The organism is Algoriphagus marincola DSM 16067, from assembly GCF_000429405.1.
In the GTDB taxonomy this organism is placed as follows: domain Bacteria; phylum Bacteroidota; class Bacteroidia; order Cytophagales; family Cyclobacteriaceae; genus Algoriphagus; species Algoriphagus marincola.
In genome coordinates this window covers 131476-152031 of record NZ_AUBU01000003.1, presented here as the reverse complement: position 1 = coordinate 152031, position 20556 = coordinate 131476, and the positions used below count along the sequence as shown (strand labels likewise).

Below are 20556 nucleotides of genomic sequence, written 5' to 3'. Positions count from 1 at the left end.
TGAATTCTGTGAGGATTTAGAATTTTTCCTTTAAAATCTCCCTACTTCCTACTCCTAGAGTTCTGGACATTTTTGATACATCGGCTTTGGTTAGCTTGGTGTGCTTGACCTTCTCCCGATCAAAAATCACCAAATTTCCACTCCATGAGTCTGGAGCAGAAGGAACGAATACAACAACCTGATTATCTTCTAATTCCTCTACGATATAAGCCAGCATCCATCCGTCAATTGGAACCAATACTACCGGGAAATCATGGTTTTCCCGAATTCCTGCCCGTTGCTCGAAGGTAGTTTTGATTAATTTATATCCTGGAAATAAGACCAAAACGTTGTTTTCGATCCATGACATCATTTTTTTTCCTAGGCCTCTTTTGGCAATTATCCCTGCAATTAGGCAGCAAAAAAGCACGACAAGAACCGAAAATATAAAGGGAGTAATGACTTGATTATTTGCCAGTCCTAAACTCTTTCTCATTAAATCACTGAGTGGTCGAATGATTTGTACTGCCTTTTCCAGAATTACTACGAAAAGAACAAGTGGGAGTAAGAAAAAAATGCCACCTTTCACTAAGGTGCCACCTAGAGAGAGTAATTTTTTCATAATTGATCAGCTTTTTTAAATATAAAAAAAGCCGACCAATGGTCGGCTCAAATCTTATAAATTTCCACGGAGTTCTTGCTCTCGTTCGATGGCTTCGAAGAGTGCTTTGAAATTTCCTTTTCCAAAAGATGTGGCACCTTTTCGCTGAATTATTTCAATGAATAGGGTAGGCCTATCTTGGAGTGGCTTAGTAAATATCTGAAGGAGGTAACCTTCATCATCTCGGTCTACAAGAATATTGAGGTCCTTTAAGGGTTGAAGGTCTTCATCTATGGTGCCTACGCGATCCAGTAAATCGTCGTAGTAGGTGGAAGGAACCTCAAGGAATTCAACTCCCCGTTTTCTCAGCTCACCCACTGTGTGTATGATATCGTCCGTGGCAATGGCCATGTGCTGTACGCCAGCTCCATTGTAGAAATCAAGGTATTCTTCGATTTGTGACTTTTTCTTTCCTTCAGCAGGTTCGTTGATAGGAAACTTGATGTAGCCATTTCCATTGGAGACTACCTTGGACATCAAAGCAGAATATTCCGTGGAGATATCCTTATCATCAAAAGTGATCAGCAATTTGAAGCCCATCACATTTTCATAAAAATCAACCCACTTGTTCATTTCACCCAACTCCACATTACCTACGCAGTGGTCGATGTATTTTAGGCCAATTGAAGTTGATTGATAAGTACTTTTTCTGGATTTGTAGCCTGGAAGAAATATACCTTTATAATTTTTTCGCTCTACGAAAGTATGGATGGTATCTCCATAAGTTTTGATGGAAGCTACTTTTACCTCACCAAACTCATCGGTGATGGTTTTGGGCTCAGCTACTGATTCTGCACCTCTTGAAGTAGTCTCATACCAAGACTTAGCAGCATCATCCACCCAAAGAGCCAGGACTTTTACTCCGTCCCCATGCTTTTGGATGTGCTGTGAGATTGGATGGTCTGCTACCATAGGAGAAGTGAGTACAAGTCTGATCTTATCCTGCTTCAATACATACGAAGCACGATCTCGGATTCCTGTTTCCGGTCCAGCATAGGCGATGAGTTCGAATCCGAAGGCATATTGGTAGAAAAGAGCAGACTGCTTAGCATTTCCCACATAAAGTTCGACATAGTCGGTGCCATTGATTGGCAAGAAATCTTCTGTCATGGTTTTTATATTTTGGGTTTCCTATTCTTCCCTCAAAGTTACACATTCCTGCCAAATTTTATTTGGTAAGGAAAGGCTTATTCTTGTAGGGTTTTATTCCAGAACAAACTGATAATAGCCATGATGAAAAAAGTCAAAGCCCAAGCTGCTTGACCACTTTCGAAAATCGCCCAAATCATCAAAAAGTACCATAAAGGCCCCAAAAAGAAGCCTATTAAAAACTTGAAAGTGGCATAAAAGACATGGTCATCTATTTTAGGTTTTATCCATAGCCAAATCCAATACAAAGGCAAGTGGAAGAGTTTCATCAATTTATTGCGAAGGCCGGAAGGGCTTTCGTATTGATAGTCGATTATACCTTTTTCCAAAAAATCATTAACTCCTTGTTTTATAGTAAGATCTACCTCTGCATCAATAAGATTTTGAAGGTTTTTCTCATAATTATCTTCAGGAATCAATACAACCATCTCTCGAAGTGATTGCTCTACTTTCTTGGTAAGCAGGCCGGACTTGGATGGAGGAAGATCTACCGAAATGGGATTTCCAAAGGTTATTCTCACCGTTGAGCCACTTCGCTTATGAGCGCTGAATTCCATGGCCACTGGCAAAATGACCGGCTCTGATTCAGGATACTTCTCCTTCAGTCCAAATGCCATCCGGGTGAAGCCCTTGCTTAGTGGTCTTAAGTTGCGCACATGGCTATGCGTACCTTCTGCGAAAATGATGACGGTTCCATTTCTTCGGAGCACTTCAAAAGTTGCCTCGAATGTTTTTTGATTTTGCTGAATGGTAGAAAAACCATCCCGAACCCGATACACGGGAAGCATGCGGATAAAGTGAAGAATCTTGGCGATGAATGGTTTTTTGAAAACTGATGCCCGTGTCAAAAACCAAGGGTTCAATCTGGTATGTGTGGCAAGGAGAAGGGGGTCAATCAGTGCATTTTGATGATTGGCTACTAGGATGATTGGACGGTTTTTAGGAATATTTTCCTTTCCCTTCACATAAATTCTCCTGTAAAAAAGGTGGAGAGCAATTTTGACTAAAAGCCGAAGGATCCAGTTAAACAGGTTCTTCATTTGATATTTTTCAAACTTAAGGCCAAGGCCATTCCCGAAATCAAATGCCAAATACCCCAAAGTGCGGTAATAATGGCCATCCCTCCGAGTCCGTCAAAGTAAGTGAAAATTAAAACTAAGCCCAAGCCGGAATTTTGTATACCTGTTTCGATGCTGAGTGTTTTTATGTCTGGAAATGGCAGTTTTCCAAAAAAACCAGTAAAAAAACCAGCTGAAAGTGCCACTGCATTGTGAGCCAGAACCCAAAGGAAGATGACCGAAATGTATTCAAGAAATATGTCCAGATTTCCCATAAATGCCACAACCACAAAGGCTGCAAATATCAAAATGCTCAAGGGTTGAAGGATCATTTTTGCGCGAGCTGCCAGTTGGGGATAGAAGTTTCTTGTCAAAATTCCCAGTACAAGAGGTATCCCCAATATCAAGGATACGGTCAGGAATACTTCTGAAATATCAAGACTGATTTCTCGAAGCAACTCTCGTGTAGGACCATAAAAACCAGCCCAAAGTGCAAAGTTTATAGGCGTAAGAAAAATAGAGCCAATCGTTGAGAAACCTGTTAGGCTGACCGATAAGGCCGTATTTCCTTTCGCTAGATTACTTAGGAAATTGGAAACATTTCCTCCAGGACATGCAGCTACTAGAAACATCCCCAGAGATACAGAAGCAGGAGGTCTCATTACATAAATGAGCAATAACGTAAGAGCAGGAAGTAAAAGGAATTGGGCGAAGACACCCAGAAAAAAGGCTTTTGGGTTTTTGATTAAATATTTGAAATCCTCAACCCTCAAGTCCAAAGCAACCCCATACATAATCAAAGCAAGAGCTAGATTCAGTAATAATAGGTCGTTTGGAGAGAAATTTAACGCGACTGCGTCTAGGTCGTGGCTTGGGTTCATCGCTCCAAAAATCCATTTAAAAAAAGAGAAAACAAATTTTCATATTCAAATTAGGAGTTGATGAATGGCTACTTCCCTGAATTCTTTGTCAAATCTTTTTCTTACTTGTAGCTATTTGTATTATTGATTCGTCACAGTGTCATATCACCTTTGATTACTAGCTATATTCTATCCATGAAAAAACTACTATTCTTGTCTTTATTGATATTATTGATGCTCGGCGCTTGTCAAGACGAGGATAGATTTCCAGTCTGTGGAAATGATGAGATTTCAGATCTTCCTTGGTTTAAAGAGAAAATAAAGGAATTCGGTGGAGAAGGAGAGTTTGCTCAATATCAGTACGTCTTAGCAGCGGACTACCAAGGAGGCAAAGCTTTTATTTTCGGAAACTGCTGTCCTTTTTGCCTTTCAGTTTTTTTAGTCTATGACTGCAATGGAAATGAATTGGGTTATTTAGGCTCAGGAGATGGTGGAATTCCCTCTAGTGAGTTGATGAACCAAACGCTTATCTGGAAAGCTGAAAATTCTGCCTGCAATTTTGAATAAGGTTAAACAATTTATTAAAAACCTGAAAAGAGGTAAGCTTTGATCAGCAAGTGCATTTTAGGTAAAAAAAATCAGCGACATGGGAATGCCGCTGATTTCGATTACTTTTTATTGACTTGATTAGTTTGTCAATAGATATATTTTCTGTCCATTATGTTCGATTAATTTCTCACTCTTTTGGAAGGTGTCTTTGAACTTCAGCTTTACTTCCTCGGTATTTCCATAAAATTGAGCGACAATCTCTAGATTTTTATCTACCAGAATGATAGTAGGAATTCGTTCGGAAATCTCAATTGAAATTTCTTCAACCTTCAAGGGTCTCTCTAGATTTGTCTCATGGGAATTGGTCTCCGCCTGAAGCGTTCCAAGGCCCAAAAACAGAAGTGCTGCAACAGCCCAAATTTTCTTCGTTAACGGATTTAAAGTTTTCATTTTTATTTAATTTATTGGTTTAGTTAGTTCATATACGTCGACCACTCGGTAGGGTTGTTAGAATTGTAGAAAATTCAGAATATAATTTTTCTATCACCTATAATTTTTCTCATTGAAATAATAAAATTTTAAAAATTTTCATAAATACAAGTGATGATTCTGATTTAGAAAAACTATTGAACAAAATTTATCTGCATGAGTAATGATATGATTTTTATCAGTTTAGCTTTAAAAAGGTGATCTTTTTTGGCTTCCAATCAATGCTTTACGTTTTTAAAGGAGGACGTAATCTCAAACGGATAATATTTTAAATCTCTAAACCCATTTTACTATGAAAATACTTAAAGATCAGGTTGCAATTATCACAGGTGCTGCTTCGGGAATCGGACGGGCGGCTGCTTTACTCTATGCTCAAGAAGGAGCCAAGGTGGTGGTTTCTGACGTCGATGAGAAGCAAGGAAATGAAGTAGTAGAGAAGATCAAGAAAGCCGGAGGTGAGGCTATGTTTTTCAAAGCAGATATTTCCTTAGCAGAAGAAAATCAAAAACTGGTTGATGCTGCTATCAAAGAATTCGGGAAGCTCGACATTGCAGTTAATAATGCCGGTATCGGTGGTCCATTGGCTCCTACAGCAGAATACCCTCTAGAGGGTTGGCAAAAGGTCATCGATACCAACCTATCTGGTGTTTTTTATGGTATGCACTATCAAGTTCAAGCTATGGCTAAGAATAAGGGAGGAGTGATTGTCAATATTGCCTCCATCCTCGGGGCAGTAGGTACGAGAATGTCTCCGGCCTATGTCGCTGCTAAGCATGGATTGGTTGGCCTTACGAAAGCTACCGCTTTAGAATATGCTACCTCAAATATCCGTGTAAATGCGATTGGACCAGGTTATATTTTGACCCCATTATTGACTAATAATTTGGATGAGGAGACGCTTAAAATGGTAGAAGGCCTACATCCTATAGGTCGATTGGGTACGTCGGAGGAAGTGGCAGAATTGATTCTTTGGTTAGGGTCGTCGAAGTCTTCCTTTGTTACAGGTTCTTATTATCCTGTTGATGGGGGATACTTAGCACAGTAGACAGTTGAAAAAGAAAAAATGCGAGCCCCAGAATGGCTCGCATTTTTTTGTTCGGATGAATTTTCTTTTTAATTCCTATTCACTATACCTAACCCATTGATTTGTTCTTTTATTATGGTTGGGTTTCCTTGATAGCTTACCACACCTAATCCATCAACTTGGAGCGATAGCTCTCCTATACAATGCACGGCTATACGACCAAGTCCGTTAGACTGTAAGTCCAAATTTGTCACGATTAAGTCTGAAGCGTCGAGGTTTCCAAGTCCCTCAAAATTGATTTTGCCATCTTCCACATTTCCTGCCAGGCGGGTATTACCCACCATATCCATAGCAATGGTCATTTTCACTGCGTCAAATTCCAATTCAAGGTTCACAGCTCCATTTCCTTCAATTGTTAATTCATTTAGCTCCAACTTTTCCCGTGACTGAATATTTCCAGCTCCGTCGAAACTGAGTTTTTTAAGATCGGAAATAGTCAAGGTGATTTCTGGCGTAATTCCTTTTTTGTAATCAACTCCTTCGTCATTATTATATGCAATCTGAAGTAGGTTTCCTTCTTTTGAAATCTTTAAATCTTTGCGCGTTTTTTCACGAACCTCTATTTCCATGACTTCTTCATCCCCTTGTTGGATTTGAATGTTAAATGCTCCTTTGAGGTTAATTTGATCTATTCCACTGATATCTTGAGTTTCGGTGAGCAAGTCCCCGAGATCATTTTTTGTACTGATTGAGCAGGATAAAAGAATAAAGACACAGAATGGGGAGAAATATCGTAAACTATTCATAGTGAGTGGGTTTTGTATTAAATATAGAAATAATTTCTACTTCTAATCTATGGACATAAAAAAAAGCGAAGTAAACACTCCGCTTTTCTTTTGAATGAATAAGGGTGGATTATCCGACCACTTTCACATTGACTGCGTTGATTCCTTTTTTACCTTGAACGGTATCATAGGTTACCTTATCGTTTTCACGGATTTCGTGTACTAGTCCACTGATGTGTACAAATACGTCCTCAGAATTGTCTGCTGGAGTAATAAATCCAAATCCTTTGGATTCATTAAAGAATTTTACTGTTCCTTCGTTCATGATTTTTTGAATTGATGGGCTCGAAAGCCCCGTCAAGTCAAGTGATCGGGATTAACCGATTACTTTTACATTGACTGCATTGATACCTTTTTTACCTTGAGTCGTGTCAAAGCTAACTTTGTCGTGCTCACGAATCTCGTGTACGAGACCGCTGATGTGTACAAATACGTCTTCAGAGTTGTCTGATGGCGTGATGAATCCAAAGCCTTTGGACTCGTTAAAGAATTTTACTGTTCCTTCGTTCATAGTTTTACTTGTTTTGTGCAGCAGAATTGCTGCGGGTATTGGTTTGATTTAATTTTTTTTTCGGTTCTTGAGGCTCAGGTGGAGTTTCCGATAGATTTCCGAATTCATCCACATAAACTGTCATATTTTCAAGACTTCCGTCTTTGGGTTGTGATTTACGCTGCAGCTTTTCCTCAAATTTTTCCTTTTTCTTGCGGCGTTTGAGTTCAGCGCGTTGCTTTTTCATAAAAGCATTTTGGTTTTTGGCCATATTGCGTGGTTTAGTTAATAAAGGTGATCGCGCGACCGGTCTTTCCGGCCCGCCCCGTCCGTCCAATTCGGTGGATATAAGAATCCATCGTCATGGGCAGTTGGTAGTTGATGACATGCGTGACATCCTGCACGTCAATTCCCCTAGCAGCCACATCCGTGGCAACCAGGACCCGGATTGATTCATTTTTGAAATCATCCAAAACCTTATTTCTAAAGTTCTGTGATTTATTCCCGTGAATCTGTCCGGATTTGATGCCGTTTTGATTGAGTTTCTTGCAAAGTCGATCTGCCAGTCTTTTGGTCTCCGTGAAGAGAATGACTTTTTTCAAATCTTTGTCATTAAACAAATCCTGTAGCATCTCAAATTTGTCTTTGCCTTCAGGCACTCGAATAGTTTCCTGCTCGATATGCTCGTTGGCAGCAGTTCCCGGATCTACATGGATTTCTTTTGGTTGATGAAGAAGTCCATCGATTAGCTTTCGCTGATTTTTATCCAAAGTCGCGGAAAACAAAAGCGTTTGTTCGCGCTTCCCGATCAATTCCACCAGTCGCTTCACATCATGGACAAAACCCATATCTAGCATTCGGTCAAATTCATCCAAAACCAAGGTGTTTATATGGTTCAATCGAAGTGCCCGCTGATTGGATAGATCCAATAGTCTTCCGGGTGTACCGATGATTACCTGAGGCTTTTGTCCAAGATTCTTAAGGTCGGTATTGATGTTCGTTCCACCGATAAATGTGGCAAAGCGAAGATTCATACCCCGGCTGAGTCCTTTGAATTCTTCTCCAATTTGAAGTGCAAGCTCCCGGGTAGGAGTGACGATCAGAAGAGAGGTAGCTAGAGGCTTCTGCATCAATCGGATGATCAATGGAATCAGAAAGGCTGCTGTCTTGCCGGATCCCGTACGGGAAATGGCGAGCATGTCTTTGCCTTGTAGCAAAACAGGAATAGCCTGCTCTTGAATAGGAGTCAAAAACTCATATCCCTTGGATGTGATGTTTTGCTGAATTTTATTGTCAAGCTTCAGTTCATCGAATCGTTGTCTATTCTCCTGCTTCTGTTCAGTAAGCACCGGCTTAGCTGATTTTCGAAGCAAATTTGGATCAAGATTAGAAACTGGTTTTGCTTTGGCTGGTCTCCTTCCTTTGGGCGCTTGCGAGCCTCGGCTGGAAGGATTTGGCCGATTATTTCTTTTTGAAGTTTGCATGGATAGTGGTTTAGCTTTTCACAGGAATAGTTTCCACAGTGCCCAAGTGATGGAGCATCTGGAAATGTGCCTTCAAAGCATGAAAAAAGGTTTTCTTGGAATAGTAAGGGAGTTGAAACTCCTCTGCCGTCTGCTTCACGATCGGTGCAATTTTCCGATAATGTACATGGCAGATATCCGGAAACAAGTGATGCTCTACTTGATAATTCAGCCCGCCAATCATCCAAGAGAAAATTCTACTTTTCGGTGAATAATTACAGGTCGTTACCAATTGATGAATCATGCGCTCGCCTTCTACCATCCCGTTTTCATCCATTACTGGAAAGACTACATCAGGCATAATATGAGCTGTCTGAAATACCAATGAAATCGATAAGCCCGTAATGAAATGCAAGACAAGGAAAGCTAGAAGAATCTGCCCCACTCCGAAGGGTGAGAAGATCATTGGGATTCCCAGCGTAAATGCGAAGTAGACTACTTTCCATGCTAGTATTTTCAGGAAGGTATTACGGTATGCATTTTCACCTTTGACCAATCCCATTTTGTGGTAACGATCAAGTCGTATAAAATCCTTTGTGGTAACCCAGGATAATGTGGAAAGCCCATAGAAAAACCAGGTGTACCAAGATTGGTAGGGGTGAAGTTTATTTTTCTTTACGTTAGGTGAGAAGCGCAAGAAAAACGGAGCATTGATATCATCGTCGCCTTCATGGATATTGGTAAAGCTATGATGGAGTACATTGTGTTGAATACGCCAAACGCTAGCATTTGCCCCAACCATGTTGAGTGTGTAGCTAAGAATTTTATTGATTTTGGGATTTGAGGAGTAAGTGCCATGAATAGCATCATGCATAATACCCATTCCTATTCCAGCCATTCCAAATCCACTCAGGATAAAGGCCGCAAAAAGCTGCCAGGTCTGAGTCAATAATCCTGTACTGACCATAATGATCGGAACAAAATAGAGCGACAACATAAAAACAGTCTTAATGACCATTTCGGTATTGCCATGTTTTTGAGTTTGCTTTTCTTTGAAATAGGTGTTTACGCGACTGCGTAATGTGAGGGAGAAATCAGAAAGAGCTGATTCCGAGAATCGAATGGTTTTGATAAATAAGGGTGTTAAGGATACTAAGGATACTTCTAAATTTTACTTTCAAATCAATCTGCGGCGTTTAATTCTTCAATTAGCTTTTCTGCTAGAGGGGGGAATCAAAAAGTAGAAGAAAAGAAGAAAGACCGATGGAAAAACTCTTGATTTGCTACTTGTGGCAGGATAATTACCGATACATTTACCTGAGATATATTTGCTGCGTGTAGCAATTTCCTACTCAGATGCATCAAAGGTAGCTAAAGAAAAATGAATTCTACTACTCCTGTCGATTTATTTTCAAATATTTAGGTAAACACTCCTATTTAGGAAGAATTCAGAGTCCATTTTCGCTTTTTATTTTAAATCTCCATTTTTAATCAAAAATCTTAAATGAATCATTTGGATTATTGAAAATTATTCAAATAAATTTGCTATAATGATTCGTAAACCATTTCGGGCAGCATTTCTCTTGACAGTGATTTATTCATTGTTGTTTACTCTTTTTGCCCCAGGCGTTTTTTCTGGTTTTGAATTATTAAATCATCCATCTTCCTTTAATTCCCAATTAAGTTCTACCTCAGAAGATGCAAATGTTGGTAGTTCTGTCGATGTTGATGAATTGAAGTCAAGCGCAGGCTTTTTGTTTTCTTGGGAAAATGAAGTCTTCGAGCAGGTTGAAGAATCAGGTACAGACTTTGAAGATCAGCTGAAGTTTGCTCTAGCAGCCATTCTTGCTTGTCTTCTTTCTATAAGTCTTGGACGTGATCAAACACGTTTTATTCGTTATTCCAAAAATTTCTTTGAAGACCTTACAGACCGTCTTCATATTTTCCACTGCGTCTATAGATTGTAGGATTTTTTGATTGGCCTTATTTGGCCCGAGCTAACTGTCCCTATTGCTTATCTAAATGGATGTTTAGGGGCTTGATTTACTTCTTTTTACCTACAATTAAAAATTCATTCAATTATGAAAACCTACAGGAATTTACTATTCCTTGCAGTGGGCTGCGCCTTCTTGATGAGCTCTTGCGGCGCTTCTCATACTACACACGAAGAGGCTGGAACCTTCAAGGTGTCCCAACCTATACAACAAGATACAATACTTATTAAAGAATATGTAAGCCAAATTAGAGCTATTCAACACATCGAACTACGAGCTCTTGAAAAAGGCTACCTTCAAAAAATCTTCGTAGACGAAGGACAGCATGTCAAAAAAGGGCAGCTGCTGTTCCAAATTCAGCCGACTATTTACCAGGCTGAGTTTCAAAAAGCTCAATCTGAAGTCGAGTTTGCCAGAGTGGAATATGAAAACATCAAGGCACTGGCGGACAAAGATATCGTATCTCAAAACGAAGCGGCATTAGCTAAAGCACAACTTGAAAAAGCAAAGGCTGAACTAGCTTTGGCACAAGCACATCTTACCTTCACCGAAGTTCGGGCTCCATTTGATGGGATTGTCGGGAAGTTTGAGGAAGTCCGCTTAGGTAGTTTGCTTGATGAAGGGGAATTGCTGACAACGCTTTCTGATAACAGCAAGATGTGGGTGTATTTCAATGTCCCAGAGTCAGAATATCTGGATTACGCCATGAGTTCTAATGATAGCCTAGAGGTTGTCAAGCTCCGTTTGGCAAATAATCGTCTATTCTCTGAATCAGGAGTAATAGAGACCATCGAATCAGATTTCAACAACACTACAGGTAATATTGCCTTCCGTGCTACCTTCTCAAACCCGAATGGCCTGCTACGTCATGGTCAAACAGGCAATATTCTTTGGCCTAAGTCATTGGAAGGGGTGACTATGATTCCTCAAAAAGCCACTTTTGAAGTTTTGGACAAGAAGTTTGTCTATTTAGTGGACAAAGAAGGGACTATTCAGTCTAGAGAGGTGAAGGTTGAGGGCGAACTCAATCATATCTATTTGATCAGTAGTGGTCTAAAGTCTACTGATACATTTCTTTTGGAAGGCCTTCGAAAGGTCGAAAACGGTAAGAAAATTCACTTTGAATTGATCAATCCAACCGAAGTTTTGGAAGGCTTGCATCTACATGCCGAGTAATTACCAATCACCTTAAATTCCGAAAGAAATGTTTAAAGATATTTTAAGAAGGCCTGTATTGGCTATTGTAATCTCCTTTATGATTGTTTTTGTGGGATTACTTGCCATTACCCAGCTGCCTATATCTCAGTTCCCTGAGATCGCACCAACGACTGTCAACATCTTTGTGGCCTATCCGGGCTCCAGTGCGGATGTATTGACCAAATCAACCTTGATTCCGCTAGAAACATCCATTAATGGTGTTCAGGGAATGCGATACATCGCTTCTGATGCAACGAGTGCAGGGGAGGGTACTATTCGGGTTGTTTTCGAACCTGGTACAGATCCCAATCAAGCAGTAGTCCGGGTAAAAACACGGGTGGATCAAGTCATGCCAAACCTGCCTCCTTTGGTGCAGCGGGAAGGTGTAATCATCACCCCAGTCCAACCCAGTATGCTCTTGTATGTAGATATCTATGGGGAAGAGGGAGCTGATATCGATGAGAAGTTCCTTTATAATTATGCCTATACCCGAATTATTCCAGAATTACAGCGGATAGACGGTATCGCGCAGGCACAGATTCTAGGTTCTCGTAAATACGCGATGCGTGTATGGTTAAAATTGGACCGTATGCGAGCCTATAAAATCTCCGCTGAAGAGGTCCTGGAAGCAATGGATGAGCAAAGTGTCATCGCCCGTCCGGGTCGTCTAGGTCAAAGCTCCGGGAAATTAGCTCAGTCAGTGGAGTATGTGCTGACCTATTCGGGTAGATTCAACGAGCCTGAGCAATACGAAAACATCATCATACGAAGCAATGAGGAAGGAGAACTAATTAAATTAAAAGATATCGCCGAGGTCGAACTGGGAAGTGAGTTTTTTGATATTTACTCCAACTTGGATGGCCGTCCTTCCTCTTCCATTGTCTTGAAGCAAACTCCCGATAGTAACGGTAGTGATGTGATTGCCCAGGTAAAAGAGAAATTGAAGGAACTGGAAGTGGACTTCCCTCAAGGTGTTCACTACGAGTATAGCTACGATGTCTCCAAATTCTTGGATGCATCTATCGAGCAGGTGGTTCATACCATTCGGGATGCCTTTATTTTGGTGGCATTGGTAGTATTCTTGTTTTTAGGAGATTGGCGATCTACGCTGATCCCGATCATAGCCGTACCGGTATCCTTGATTGGGGCCTTTTTTGTGCTTCAACTCTTTGGCTTATCCATCAACCTCATCACCCTTTTTGCCTTGGTTTTGGCCATCGGGGTGGTAGTCGATGATGCCATCGTGGTCGTCGAGGCGGTGCATGCCAAAATGGAAGAAGATCCAAAACTCACTCCATACAAAGCAACACAAAAAGCTTTGGGAGAATTAAGTGGTGCGATCATCGCGATCACCCTAGTGATGACATCGGTTTTTGTTCCGATTGCCTTTATGGGTGGACCGGTTGGGGTTTTCTACCGACAGTTCTCCATTACCATGGCGAGTTCCATTATTATCTCTGGAATTGTAGCCTTGACTTTGACTCCGGTTCTCTGTGCTATGATTCTGAGAAATCATCATGGAAAGCGTAAAAAATCCTTGTTTGATCGCTTTATTGATGGATTCAACCGGCTTTTTGAAAGGCTGACTGGTCACTATATCAGGGTACTTAATGTGATGGTTGCCAGAAGGCTAGTCACCTTTGGGATTCTTGGGCTTTTTGTTGCGGGAATCATTTATACCAATGATATCCTTCCTTCAGGCTTTGTGCCAAATGAAGATCAGGGTACTATTTATGCCATCATTCAGACACCTCCTGGCTCCACTTTGGAACTTACCAATAAAGTAGCTCAGGAGCTTCAGAAAATTGCTGAAGAGGTAGAAGGAATCGAGTCTGTTACTTCTCTTGCCGGATATGAAATCATGACAGAGGGTAGGGGATCAAATGCAGGTACTTGCTTGATCAACCTTAAGCCCTGGTCAGAGCGGGAACATTCCGTTCATGAAATCATGGAAGAATTGGAAGAGGAAACCAAGGACCTGGGAGCTGTAGTCGAATACTTTGAGCCACCGGCTGTTCCGGGATTCGGTTCTTCGGGTGGGTTTTCACTTCGAATGCTCGATAAAACAGGTGGAGAAACAGACTACGAGGAGTTTGATAAGATCAACCAAGAGTTTTTGGCTGCTTTGCGAAAGCGACCTGAGTTGAAAGGCTTGTTTACCTTCTTTGCGGCCAATTACCCGCAATATCACTTGGAAATTGATAATCAGGCTGCTATGCAGAAAGGGGTGACCATTGGTAAAGCTATGGAAAACCTAAATATTCTGATCGGTAGTACCTATGAGCAAGGGTTTATCCGATTTGGTCGGTTTTTTAAAGTTTACACCCAAGCAGCTCCGGAATTTCGCCGCTATCCATCGGATTTAGAGGATTTGTTTGTCAAGAATGAGGAAGGTGAAATGGTGCCGTACTCTTCTTTTATGAAGGTAAACAAGACTCAAGGTCCGAACGAGATTACGCGCTATAACCTGTTTAATTCTGCAGCAATTCGAGGATTACCTGCCGAAGGGTTTACGACGGGGGATGCCATTCAGGCAATTCGTGAAGTAGCCGCCCAAACCTTACCAAAAGGATATGACATTGCCTGGGAAGATTTGTCCTTTGATGAGTCCCGAAGAGGAAATGAAGCGGTGTACATCTTTGCCGTGGTACTACTCTTTGTCTACCTGGTATTAGCCGCACAATACGAAAGTTTTGTCTTGCCTTTTGCAGTCTTACTTTCCTTGCCTATCGGGATATTTGGATCATTTCTGATGCTCAAACTCATGGGCTTAGCCAATGATGTCTATGCACAGATTGGTATGATTATGCTGATTGGTTTGCTGGGGAAAAATGCCGTGTTGATTGTTGAGTTTGGGGTTCAGCGGCACAGGGAAGGAGCCAGCGTATTGGATGCTGCTATCGAAGGAGCCAAAATGCGTTTCCGTCCGATTTTGATGACTTCCTTTGCCTTCATCGCCGGATTGATTCCTTTGGTAATTGCACATGGAGCAGGAGCTGTCGGGAACAAAACGATAGGTTCTTCCGCCATGGGAGGGATGTTTTTAGGTACCATGATCGGTGTTTTGATCATTCCTGGCCTCTATTTCACCTTCGGTAAAATGATTGAGGGTAAAAACCTCATTCAGGATGAGGCCCATTCTTCGCTATCCGAAGCCTACGTGGAAGAAGGTCAAGCCAGTGCGTCTCTATTGAAAAAAATAGCAAAACTCAATGTCTTGCTAAAAGCCGCAAACCGAAAAAACAAAAACAATGAATAGGAATAAATATAGTCTTTGGAAAAAGGTCATCTTCTTGATCTTACTTGGGGCTTGGGGATGTAAATCTGCCCAAGTCAATTTCAGGGAAGCAAATACAAAGCTCCCTGAGGAGTTTATTTCAGCCCAGGGGGATACAAGCAATGTGGCAGCTGTAGATTGGAAATCTTACTTCGAAGATCCCTATTTGATCGCATTGATTGATACAGCCTTGCTTCACAATCAAGAGCTCAATATCGTCTTGCAGGAAATTGAAATCGGCAAGAATGAGGTGTTGGAAAAGAAAGGGGAGTATCAACCTTTTGTAAACTTAGGTGTAGGAACAGGTGCTGAAAAACCGGGAAGGTTTACTCGTGATGGTGCTGTTGAACACAACTTGGAGATCAAAGAAGGGAAGGAATTTCCTGAACCTCTTGGAGATTTCTTTTTGGGAGCTTCGGCCTCCTGGGAAGTGGATATCTGGAGAAAGCTCCGCAATGCAAAGGATGCCGCACAACTGCGATATCTAGCTAAAACAGAGGGTAAAAACTTCCTGCAGACCCAACTGATAGGAGAAATAGCCACCTCATATTATGAATTGATGGCTCTGGATAATCTGCTTGATATCATCAATCAAAACTTGGCTATTCAAGAGGATGCTCTGGAAAAGGCCAGGCAATTGAAAGAGTATGCAAAAGCAAATCAGTTGGCTGTCAATCGGTTTGAAGCGCAATTACTCAATACCAGAAACCAGCAATATGCGATTCGTCAGCGAATGGTGGAGACTGAAAACCGTCTTTATTTCTTAACTGGCGCTTATCCTACGGCAATTCCGCGGCATTCTAAAAACATGATGCAAATAAAGCTGGATAGCCTACAGGCTGGAATTCCTAGTCAATTGTTGGAAAACCGACCAGATATTCGACAGGCTGAACTGGAGATCGCAGCGGCCAAGTTGGATGTGAAATCGGCTAAAGCAAACTTCTATCCTCAGTTGGATCTTCGGGCTGGAATTGGCTATCAAGCATTTAACCCTGCCTACCTCTTCAATCCTGAATCCTTGATCTTCAATGCCGCAGGAGACCTAATGGCTCCCTTGATCAATCGAAAGGCAATTCAAGCTCAATTCAACATGGCCTCGGCTCAGCAAATTCAATCGGTCTTTGCCTATGAACAGACTATCTTGAACGCTTATACCGATGTAATCAATCAAATGGCCAAGTTGGAGAATTACACCAATAGCTTTGACACCAAATCCCGTGAGGTAGAGGTGCTAAGGCAGTCTGTCGAGGTTGCAAACAGCTTGTTTCAATTTGCGAAAGCAGATTATGTAGAGGTTCTCCTTACACAGGAAGAGGCTTTGGATGCCGAGATGGAGCTTGTGGAAATCAAGCTAAGTCAGCTTCAAGCAAAGGTGGAGTTATACAGAGCTTTAGGTGGAGGATGGCAAATTAATTAGTATATTATTCAAGGCTAAAAAGAACAAAATCATGAATTTACTCTCAGAAAACATCTTACCAGGGGATCTAGGGAAAACTTTCTTGGTCAATACTAATAGCCAAGAAGATCTCACAAAAATCAAGGATGCATTGACAAATTTGGAGCAAATTGATCGCGTTGAAATTCACGCAGAGACCTATCCAGTGGAGATTTCCGTCTTTGTAAATACCCTTGTTCCTATTTCGCTTATTGAAGAGAAAGTATTCGAGATCGGATGTCATGCCCTTCCCAAGGGACCGGCAATTCCATGATCCATGAATATCTCGAAAGGGTAATTGGATTCAGGCTTATCCAATTTGAAAATACGGTAAAAAGATAGATCTAATTTCGAAACCATTTAGTCTTTGATTAAATGGTTTCTTTTTTGAATTCAAAGCCCCAAAACCGTAAGGGCAGGTAAACATTTCCAGCTATAATCCTATTTCTATGGTATGTGGAAAGCGGCTATCCTTGGATTTATCTATTTATTTCTTTACCCTCAAAAAATGAACGACCCCCTAGTATTCGATTTTGGTGAAGGAAAGGATTTTGGACGCTGGTCAATCATAAACGATGGAGTCATGGGTGGCCTCTCCGAATCCAAAGCTCAATTGAACGATGATGCGGTCTTGTTTTCCGGAACAGTTTCACTCAAAAACAACGGTGGCTTTGTCTCGCTTCGAGGACCTATGGGTAATTATGATTTATCTGAATATTCCTTTTGCGAAATTCGATACAAATCTGATACAGACCGCAAATTTGAACTGCTCATCGAAAAAGAAACACCTTTTTATCTGCCTAAGTACCGGAAGAAATTTGGGGAAAAAAGTGAGGATTGGCAAACCTTGAAAATTCCCCTGAGAGATTTGGAAATCAGCCGAATGGGAAATACAATGGCTGAGGGAATTGATCCTAAGGAACTGGCTGGGATTAAGCGTATTGGCTTTATCCTTGCAGATAAGCAGGAGGGAAGTTTTGAGCTTTGGATCGATTATTTGAAGTTTTATTGATTGCTTTCCCGAGCTTCAAGTTTCCATATTTTTCTCTCAAATATCTTGAATGATGACAAAATGCAGGGTTTAGGGTTTGCTAGTCCATTTTATTCTTAACAAGTTTTCCATCTTTCATAATCACCAAAAATTTCTCCTCAGGTTGTGCCAAAAGACTGATGTCTTCCAGTGGATTCCCATCCACTAGAATCAAATCTGCCAAAGCACCTTGACTTACTACACCCAGTTGACCTTTGTAAGGACTGCGATTACCTGATAATGATAAAAGACGTGCGTTATCATAAGTAATCATTTTCAGGATTTCCGAAGGTGAAAACCACTCCAGAAGCTTGAGAATGTAAGCATTCTGCTCCTTGTTAAGCTCAGGCTCGAATAGGAAGTCTGTTCCCCAAGCGATTTGAACTCCTAACTCTTTTGCCAAAGGCCATACTTTTTTCTGCCCCTCTAAAACCGGTTTTCTTTTTTCCCTTCGAGCAGGGTCCATGTTTGGGCTATCATCCATTAAGTTCTGTAAACTCAGCCAAATTCCCTTCTCTGCCATCAATTTCAGCGTTTCTTCCGAAACCATCTGACCATGTTCTACACATTTGACACCGGCTTTGATGGCTTTTTGTACCGCGCGGTCCGTGTAGGCATGAACGGTCACGTAAGTTCCCCAATCTTCAGCCGCCTCTACAGCTGCTTCCATTTCTTCCAGGGTGTATTGAGTGACATCGATGGGGTCATAAGCGGAGGAAGTACCTCCTCCAGCCATTAGTTTGATCTGACTGGCCCCAAATCGCAGGTTTTCTCGAACAGCGGTCAAAACCTCCGGCTTTCCATCCGCGATAAAGGTTGCACCAAATAACTCGGCTCGGGAGGGCTGACCGAAAAACTTTCGGGATCGCTCGTCAGGAGTTCGAAAATCCCCATGTCCAGCCGTTTGACTGATGACGGCTCCTGACGGCCAAACTCGCGGACCTTGTATTTTTCCTTGATCAATGGCTCTTTTGAGAGGGAAAATAGGGCCTCCTACATCCCGAACACTGGTAAAACCCCGAAGCAGCATTTCTTCCGCACCCTTTCCGGATTTTTCTAGGATAAGCTCTTGATTCAATCCAGGCGACATCATTTCTACCATACTCAAGGATCCAAAAACCAAATGCACATGCACGTCAATCAATCCAGGAATCAAGGTTTTCCCTTTTCCTTTGATTTTGATCGGGGCACTTCGCATCTCTTTTGTCCAAGCTTTATCTATCTGCGCGATGGTATTCTTCACTACCAGTACATTTTGTGGCTCGGAAAGAATCATATTCTTTGAATCAAAAACACGAACATTTTGAAATACAATGCTGGAATGATCCTGTGACCAAGTAGCAAAGGAAACAGCCCAAAGGGTGCTGAAAAGGATAAAAGAACTGAGTTTTATGATCAATGATTGTGAAGGGTACATAGGTAAAAAGGACAAATTATAGAATGGAAAAAAGTACAGAGTACTTGAGGCATTATATTTTTTTATGAGTTTTCAGTTAAAATTAGCAGAAAGCATAGGTTCTTTTCTTGTTTTCCTGGTTTTTAATTGACTTTTATAGACTTCAAAATTCTCCGTTTGGAGAGAATTGGATTTATCCGAGGGAGATTTGATTTATATTCGTTGGTTTGCAGATCAAAACCCAAACTAAAGCTAGAATAATGAATCTTGAAACCCGGCTACGAACCTTTTCCCAACTCAGCAATGAAGAACTCTATCAAATCCTTCGACTCAGAAGTGAAGTATTCGTAGTGGAGCAAAACTGTGTTTTTTTGGATTTGGATGATAAGGACCAAAAATGCCATCACCTCAGTATTTATTATGAAAACGAATTGCTGGCCTATTGTCGGATCGTGCCTGCTGGTCTCTTCTACAAAGAGGTTGCAATCGGTCGGGTGGTTTCTGCTCCGGCTCATAGAGGGAAAGGCCTAGGTCGAAAAGTGATGGATGAAGCAATTGAAGCCTGTTTTAATCTTTTTGGTTCAGTTCCCATCCGGCTTGGTGCGCAGACTTACGCCTTGAAATTTTATCAATCCTTAGGCTTCTGGGAGGAGGGAGATGTCTACGATGAGGATGGGATTGAGCATATCGAGATGGTTTACCAGTTTGCGAGGTGAAATCCAAATGTGACAAGCCTTTTGATCTCTTCTAGAGACTTTCTATACAGGATGGCAAATTCAAGATTTTCATTTTTGATCTTCAGGATGTATTTTCCGATGTGACTTAAATTAAAAAAACCATGTTAATTCCTTTTTCCTCAAGAAAAGAGTCTCCCGAATCTTCACTTAGTCTATCCGAGATTTTACCGCTAGGCTACCTCTATATTTTGATTTTGGGGATTTTGGCTGAGTCGCTTTATTACGGATTGATTGGAATCAATTTTTTAAGCTATGCCAGTATATTGGATGTATTGCTTGGACCGATTGCTATTCTGACGGATAAACCCATTCTTCTAATCTTATTAATCGTGGTTGGTTCGGTTTTTTACTACCTAATGATTGTAAAAGGCAAGAAAAGCTCCAATAGGTCTGATTCTGAATCTAAAGGTGTGACTGTTTATGCAGCCTATGGAATAGTCATGTCCGTGATGGTTTTATTCGCCTTTGTGGGCTACGGTTTGGGAAAAGGAATGAAAGAAAGATCCAATATTGGAGAGAATAAAATCAAGCACGATGTCACGCTACACTTCTTGAATGGGGAAAAGAAAGAGGTCAGGAAATTGGGAAATACGAGCACTTTTATTTTTCATATTCAAAAGGATCAAAAGTCAATCAGCATTTCACCCATTTCCAACAATATCAAGGAAATCGAGCAGATGAAGTGATTTGCAATTTTTTATTTAATTGTAGGTGAAGGTACTCATGTCGGCATTAGTGAAAAGAAACACGCCTTTGGCGAAATATAGTCAGCTTCGCCTCCTGAGATATACCTCACTTCGTTCGGTGAGATACTGGTTTTACCGTGAATGCGATCCCGAGAATTGGGAGAGGCCCGCCTCCCGGATGGCAGGCAGTCTTAAAAGTGTAAAAGCCAAAAAATAAATACGCCTTTCGGGGAAATA

At 41.2% G+C, this 20556-nt stretch carries 22 protein-coding genes; 10 read left to right on the top strand and 12 right to left on the bottom strand.

Going from position 1 to position 20556, the window contains the following annotated elements; all coding sequences use genetic code 11:
* Positions 1–16: 16 nt before the first annotated feature.
* From G457_RS0106295 to G457_RS0106280, 4 genes are all read right to left on the bottom strand, one after another.
* A complete protein-coding gene (locus G457_RS0106295) occupies positions 17–601 on the bottom strand; it encodes a DUF502 domain-containing protein (protein ID WP_026945712.1) in 585 nt (194 codons plus the stop codon).
* Positions 602–655: 54 nt separating this feature from the next.
* Positions 656–1750, bottom strand: coding sequence for a 4-hydroxyphenylpyruvate dioxygenase (gene hppD, locus G457_RS0106290; RefSeq protein ID WP_026945711.1), 1095 nt, complete (start codon positions 1748–1750; stop codon positions 656–658).
* 77 nt (positions 1751–1827) lie between these two features.
* Positions 1828–2829, bottom strand: a complete 1002-nt coding sequence (locus G457_RS0106285; protein ID WP_026945710.1) for a 1-acyl-sn-glycerol-3-phosphate acyltransferase — start codon at positions 2827–2829, stop codon at positions 1828–1830.
* Positions 2826–3728 carry a bile acid:sodium symporter family protein gene (locus G457_RS0106280; RefSeq protein WP_026945709.1) on the bottom strand — a complete coding sequence of 301 codons (903 nt, stop codon included), beginning with the start codon at positions 3726–3728 and terminating at the stop codon, positions 2826–2828. The genes G457_RS0106285 and G457_RS0106280 overlap by 4 nt, the downstream gene beginning before the upstream one ends.
* Before the next feature lie 174 nt (positions 3729–3902).
* Here G457_RS0106280 and G457_RS0106275 point away from each other — a divergent pair, with 174 nt between their 5' ends.
* Complete coding sequence (locus G457_RS0106275; RefSeq protein ID WP_026945708.1) at positions 3903–4274, top strand: hypothetical protein; 372 nt, start codon at positions 3903–3905, stop codon at positions 4272–4274.
* Positions 4275–4394: 120 nt separating this feature from the next.
* Here the strand turns inward: G457_RS0106275 and G457_RS0106270 are convergent, their stop codons facing one another.
* Complete coding sequence (locus tag G457_RS0106270) at positions 4395–4706, bottom strand: hypothetical protein (protein ID WP_026945707.1); 312 nt, start codon at positions 4704–4706, stop codon at positions 4395–4397.
* Between the two features lie 331 nt (positions 4707–5037).
* Here G457_RS0106270 and G457_RS0106265 point away from each other — a divergent pair, with 331 nt between their 5' ends.
* Entirely contained in the window at positions 5038–5790 is a 753-nt protein-coding gene (locus G457_RS0106265) for an SDR family NAD(P)-dependent oxidoreductase (RefSeq protein ID WP_026945706.1), read from the top strand.
* 68 nt (positions 5791–5858) lie between these two features.
* Here G457_RS0106265 and G457_RS0106260 read toward each other — a convergent pair whose 3' ends face one another.
* From G457_RS0106260 to G457_RS0106235, 6 genes are all read right to left on the bottom strand, one after another.
* The gene (locus G457_RS0106260; RefSeq protein ID WP_026945705.1) at positions 5859–6575 is read right to left on the bottom strand and encodes a GIN domain-containing protein; all 717 of its coding nucleotides are present in this window, start codon (positions 6573–6575) and stop codon (positions 5859–5861) included.
* A gap of 109 nt (positions 6576–6684) precedes the next feature.
* A complete protein-coding gene (locus G457_RS0106255) occupies positions 6685–6879 on the bottom strand; it encodes a cold-shock protein (protein WP_024282374.1) in 195 nt (64 codons plus the stop codon).
* A 51-nt stretch (positions 6880–6930) separates the two neighbouring features.
* A complete protein-coding gene (locus G457_RS0106250; protein ID WP_026945704.1) occupies positions 6931–7125 on the bottom strand; it encodes a cold-shock protein in 195 nt (64 codons plus the stop codon).
* A gap of 4 nt (positions 7126–7129) precedes the next feature.
* Complete coding sequence (locus G457_RS0106245; RefSeq protein WP_248602826.1) at positions 7130–7351, bottom strand: cold-shock protein; 222 nt, start codon at positions 7349–7351, stop codon at positions 7130–7132.
* Between the two features lie 34 nt (positions 7352–7385).
* Positions 7386–8588, bottom strand: a complete 1203-nt coding sequence (locus G457_RS21120; protein ID WP_051260729.1) for a DEAD/DEAH box helicase — start codon at positions 8586–8588, stop codon at positions 7386–7388.
* A 10-nt stretch (positions 8589–8598) separates the two neighbouring features.
* Positions 8599–9585 carry a fatty acid desaturase family protein gene (locus G457_RS0106235; protein ID WP_051260728.1) on the bottom strand — a complete coding sequence of 329 codons (987 nt, stop codon included), beginning with the start codon at positions 9583–9585 and terminating at the stop codon, positions 8599–8601.
* 532 nt (positions 9586–10117) lie between these two features.
* On the opposite strand from G457_RS0106235, the gene G457_RS0106225 reads away from it, so the two are divergent.
* From G457_RS0106225 to G457_RS21115, 6 genes are all read left to right on the top strand, one after another.
* On the top strand, positions 10118–10534 hold the full coding sequence (locus G457_RS0106225; protein WP_026945702.1) for a hypothetical protein: 417 nt from the start codon (positions 10118–10120) through the stop codon (positions 10532–10534).
* Between the two features lie 114 nt (positions 10535–10648).
* On the top strand, positions 10649–11737 hold the full coding sequence (locus G457_RS0106220) for an efflux RND transporter periplasmic adaptor subunit (protein WP_026945701.1): 1089 nt from the start codon (positions 10649–10651) through the stop codon (positions 11735–11737).
* A 28-nt stretch (positions 11738–11765) separates the two neighbouring features.
* Entirely contained in the window at positions 11766–15017 is a 3252-nt protein-coding gene (locus G457_RS0106215; RefSeq protein WP_026945700.1) for an efflux RND transporter permease subunit, read from the top strand.
* Positions 15010–16452 (top strand): TolC family protein, encoded by a 1443-nt coding sequence (locus G457_RS0106210; protein WP_026945699.1) that lies wholly within the window; start codon positions 15010–15012, stop codon positions 16450–16452. Before G457_RS0106215 ends, G457_RS0106210 begins: the two co-directional genes overlap by 8 nt.
* Before the next feature lie 31 nt (positions 16453–16483).
* Positions 16484–16744 carry a hypothetical protein gene (locus G457_RS0106205; protein WP_026945698.1) on the top strand — a complete coding sequence of 87 codons (261 nt, stop codon included), beginning with the start codon at positions 16484–16486 and terminating at the stop codon, positions 16742–16744.
* A 234-nt stretch (positions 16745–16978) separates the two neighbouring features.
* Positions 16979–17482: a CIA30 family protein gene (locus G457_RS21115; protein ID WP_248602825.1), complete on the top strand. Its 504-nt coding sequence runs from the start codon at positions 16979–16981 to the stop codon at positions 17480–17482.
* A gap of 79 nt (positions 17483–17561) precedes the next feature.
* Here the strand turns inward: G457_RS21115 and G457_RS0106195 are convergent, their stop codons facing one another.
* Positions 17562–18917 (bottom strand): metal-dependent hydrolase family protein, encoded by a 1356-nt coding sequence (locus tag G457_RS0106195; protein WP_035483325.1) that lies wholly within the window; start codon positions 18915–18917, stop codon positions 17562–17564.
* A gap of 239 nt (positions 18918–19156) precedes the next feature.
* Between G457_RS0106195 and G457_RS0106190 the strand changes: the two genes are divergently transcribed.
* Complete coding sequence (locus G457_RS0106190; RefSeq protein ID WP_026945696.1) at positions 19157–19612, top strand: GNAT family N-acetyltransferase; 456 nt, start codon at positions 19157–19159, stop codon at positions 19610–19612.
* Between the two features lie 122 nt (positions 19613–19734).
* Complete coding sequence (locus G457_RS0106185) at positions 19735–20319, top strand: hypothetical protein (protein ID WP_026945695.1); 585 nt, start codon at positions 19735–19737, stop codon at positions 20317–20319.
* The last annotated feature ends 237 nt before the right edge of the window (positions 20320–20556 follow it).

Bases quoted from the DNA above. Each gene is read 5' to 3' on its own strand.
- G457_RS0106225 (WP_026945702.1), top strand. From the start codon at position 10,118: ATGATTCGTAAACCATTTCGGGCAGCATTTCTCTTGACAGTGATTTAT.
- G457_RS21120 (WP_051260729.1), bottom strand. From the start codon at position 8,588: ATGCAAACTTCAAAAAGAAATAATCGGCCAAATCCTTCCAGCCGAGGC.
- G457_RS0106190 (WP_026945696.1), top strand. From the start codon at position 19,157: ATGAATCTTGAAACCCGGCTACGAACCTTTTCCCAACTCAGCAATGAA.
- G457_RS0106295 (WP_026945712.1), bottom strand. From the start codon at position 601: ATGAAAAAATTACTCTCTCTAGGTGGCACCTTAGTGAAAGGTGGCATT.
- G457_RS0106265 (WP_026945706.1), top strand. From the start codon at position 5,038: ATGAAAATACTTAAAGATCAGGTTGCAATTATCACAGGTGCTGCTTCG.
- G457_RS0106280 (WP_026945709.1), bottom strand. From the start codon at position 3,728: ATGAACCCAAGCCACGACCTAGACGCAGTCGCGTTAAATTTCTCTCCA.
- G457_RS21115 (WP_248602825.1), top strand. From the start codon at position 16,979: ATGAACGACCCCCTAGTATTCGATTTTGGTGAAGGAAAGGATTTTGGA.
- G457_RS0106260 (WP_026945705.1), bottom strand. From the start codon at position 6,575: ATGAATAGTTTACGATATTTCTCCCCATTCTGTGTCTTTATTCTTTTA.
- G457_RS0106210 (WP_026945699.1), top strand. From the start codon at position 15,010: ATGAATAGGAATAAATATAGTCTTTGGAAAAAGGTCATCTTCTTGATC.
- G457_RS0106275 (WP_026945708.1), top strand. From the start codon at position 3,903: ATGAAAAAACTACTATTCTTGTCTTTATTGATATTATTGATGCTCGGC.
- G457_RS0106285 (WP_026945710.1), bottom strand. From the start codon at position 2,829: ATGAAGAACCTGTTTAACTGGATCCTTCGGCTTTTAGTCAAAATTGCT.
- G457_RS0106195 (WP_035483325.1), bottom strand. From the start codon at position 18,917: ATGTACCCTTCACAATCATTGATCATAAAACTCAGTTCTTTTATCCTT.
- G457_RS0106185 (WP_026945695.1), top strand. From the start codon at position 19,735: ATGTTAATTCCTTTTTCCTCAAGAAAAGAGTCTCCCGAATCTTCACTT.
- G457_RS0106245 (WP_248602826.1), bottom strand. From the start codon at position 7,351: ATGAAAAAGCAACGCGCTGAACTCAAACGCCGCAAGAAAAAGGAAAAA.
- G457_RS0106215 (WP_026945700.1), top strand. From the start codon at position 11,766: ATGTTTAAAGATATTTTAAGAAGGCCTGTATTGGCTATTGTAATCTCC.
- G457_RS0106220 (WP_026945701.1), top strand. From the start codon at position 10,649: ATGAAAACCTACAGGAATTTACTATTCCTTGCAGTGGGCTGCGCCTTC.
- G457_RS0106250 (WP_026945704.1), bottom strand. From the start codon at position 7,125: ATGAACGAAGGAACAGTAAAATTCTTTAACGAGTCCAAAGGCTTTGGA.
- G457_RS0106235 (WP_051260728.1), bottom strand. From the start codon at position 9,585: ATGGTCATTAAGACTGTTTTTATGTTGTCGCTCTATTTTGTTCCGATC.
- G457_RS0106255 (WP_024282374.1), bottom strand. From the start codon at position 6,879: ATGAACGAAGGAACAGTAAAATTCTTTAATGAATCCAAAGGATTTGGA.
- G457_RS0106205 (WP_026945698.1), top strand. From the start codon at position 16,484: ATGAATTTACTCTCAGAAAACATCTTACCAGGGGATCTAGGGAAAACT.
- G457_RS0106270 (WP_026945707.1), bottom strand. From the start codon at position 4,706: ATGAAAACTTTAAATCCGTTAACGAAGAAAATTTGGGCTGTTGCAGCA.
- hppD (WP_026945711.1), bottom strand. From the start codon at position 1,750: ATGACAGAAGATTTCTTGCCAATCAATGGCACCGACTATGTCGAACTT.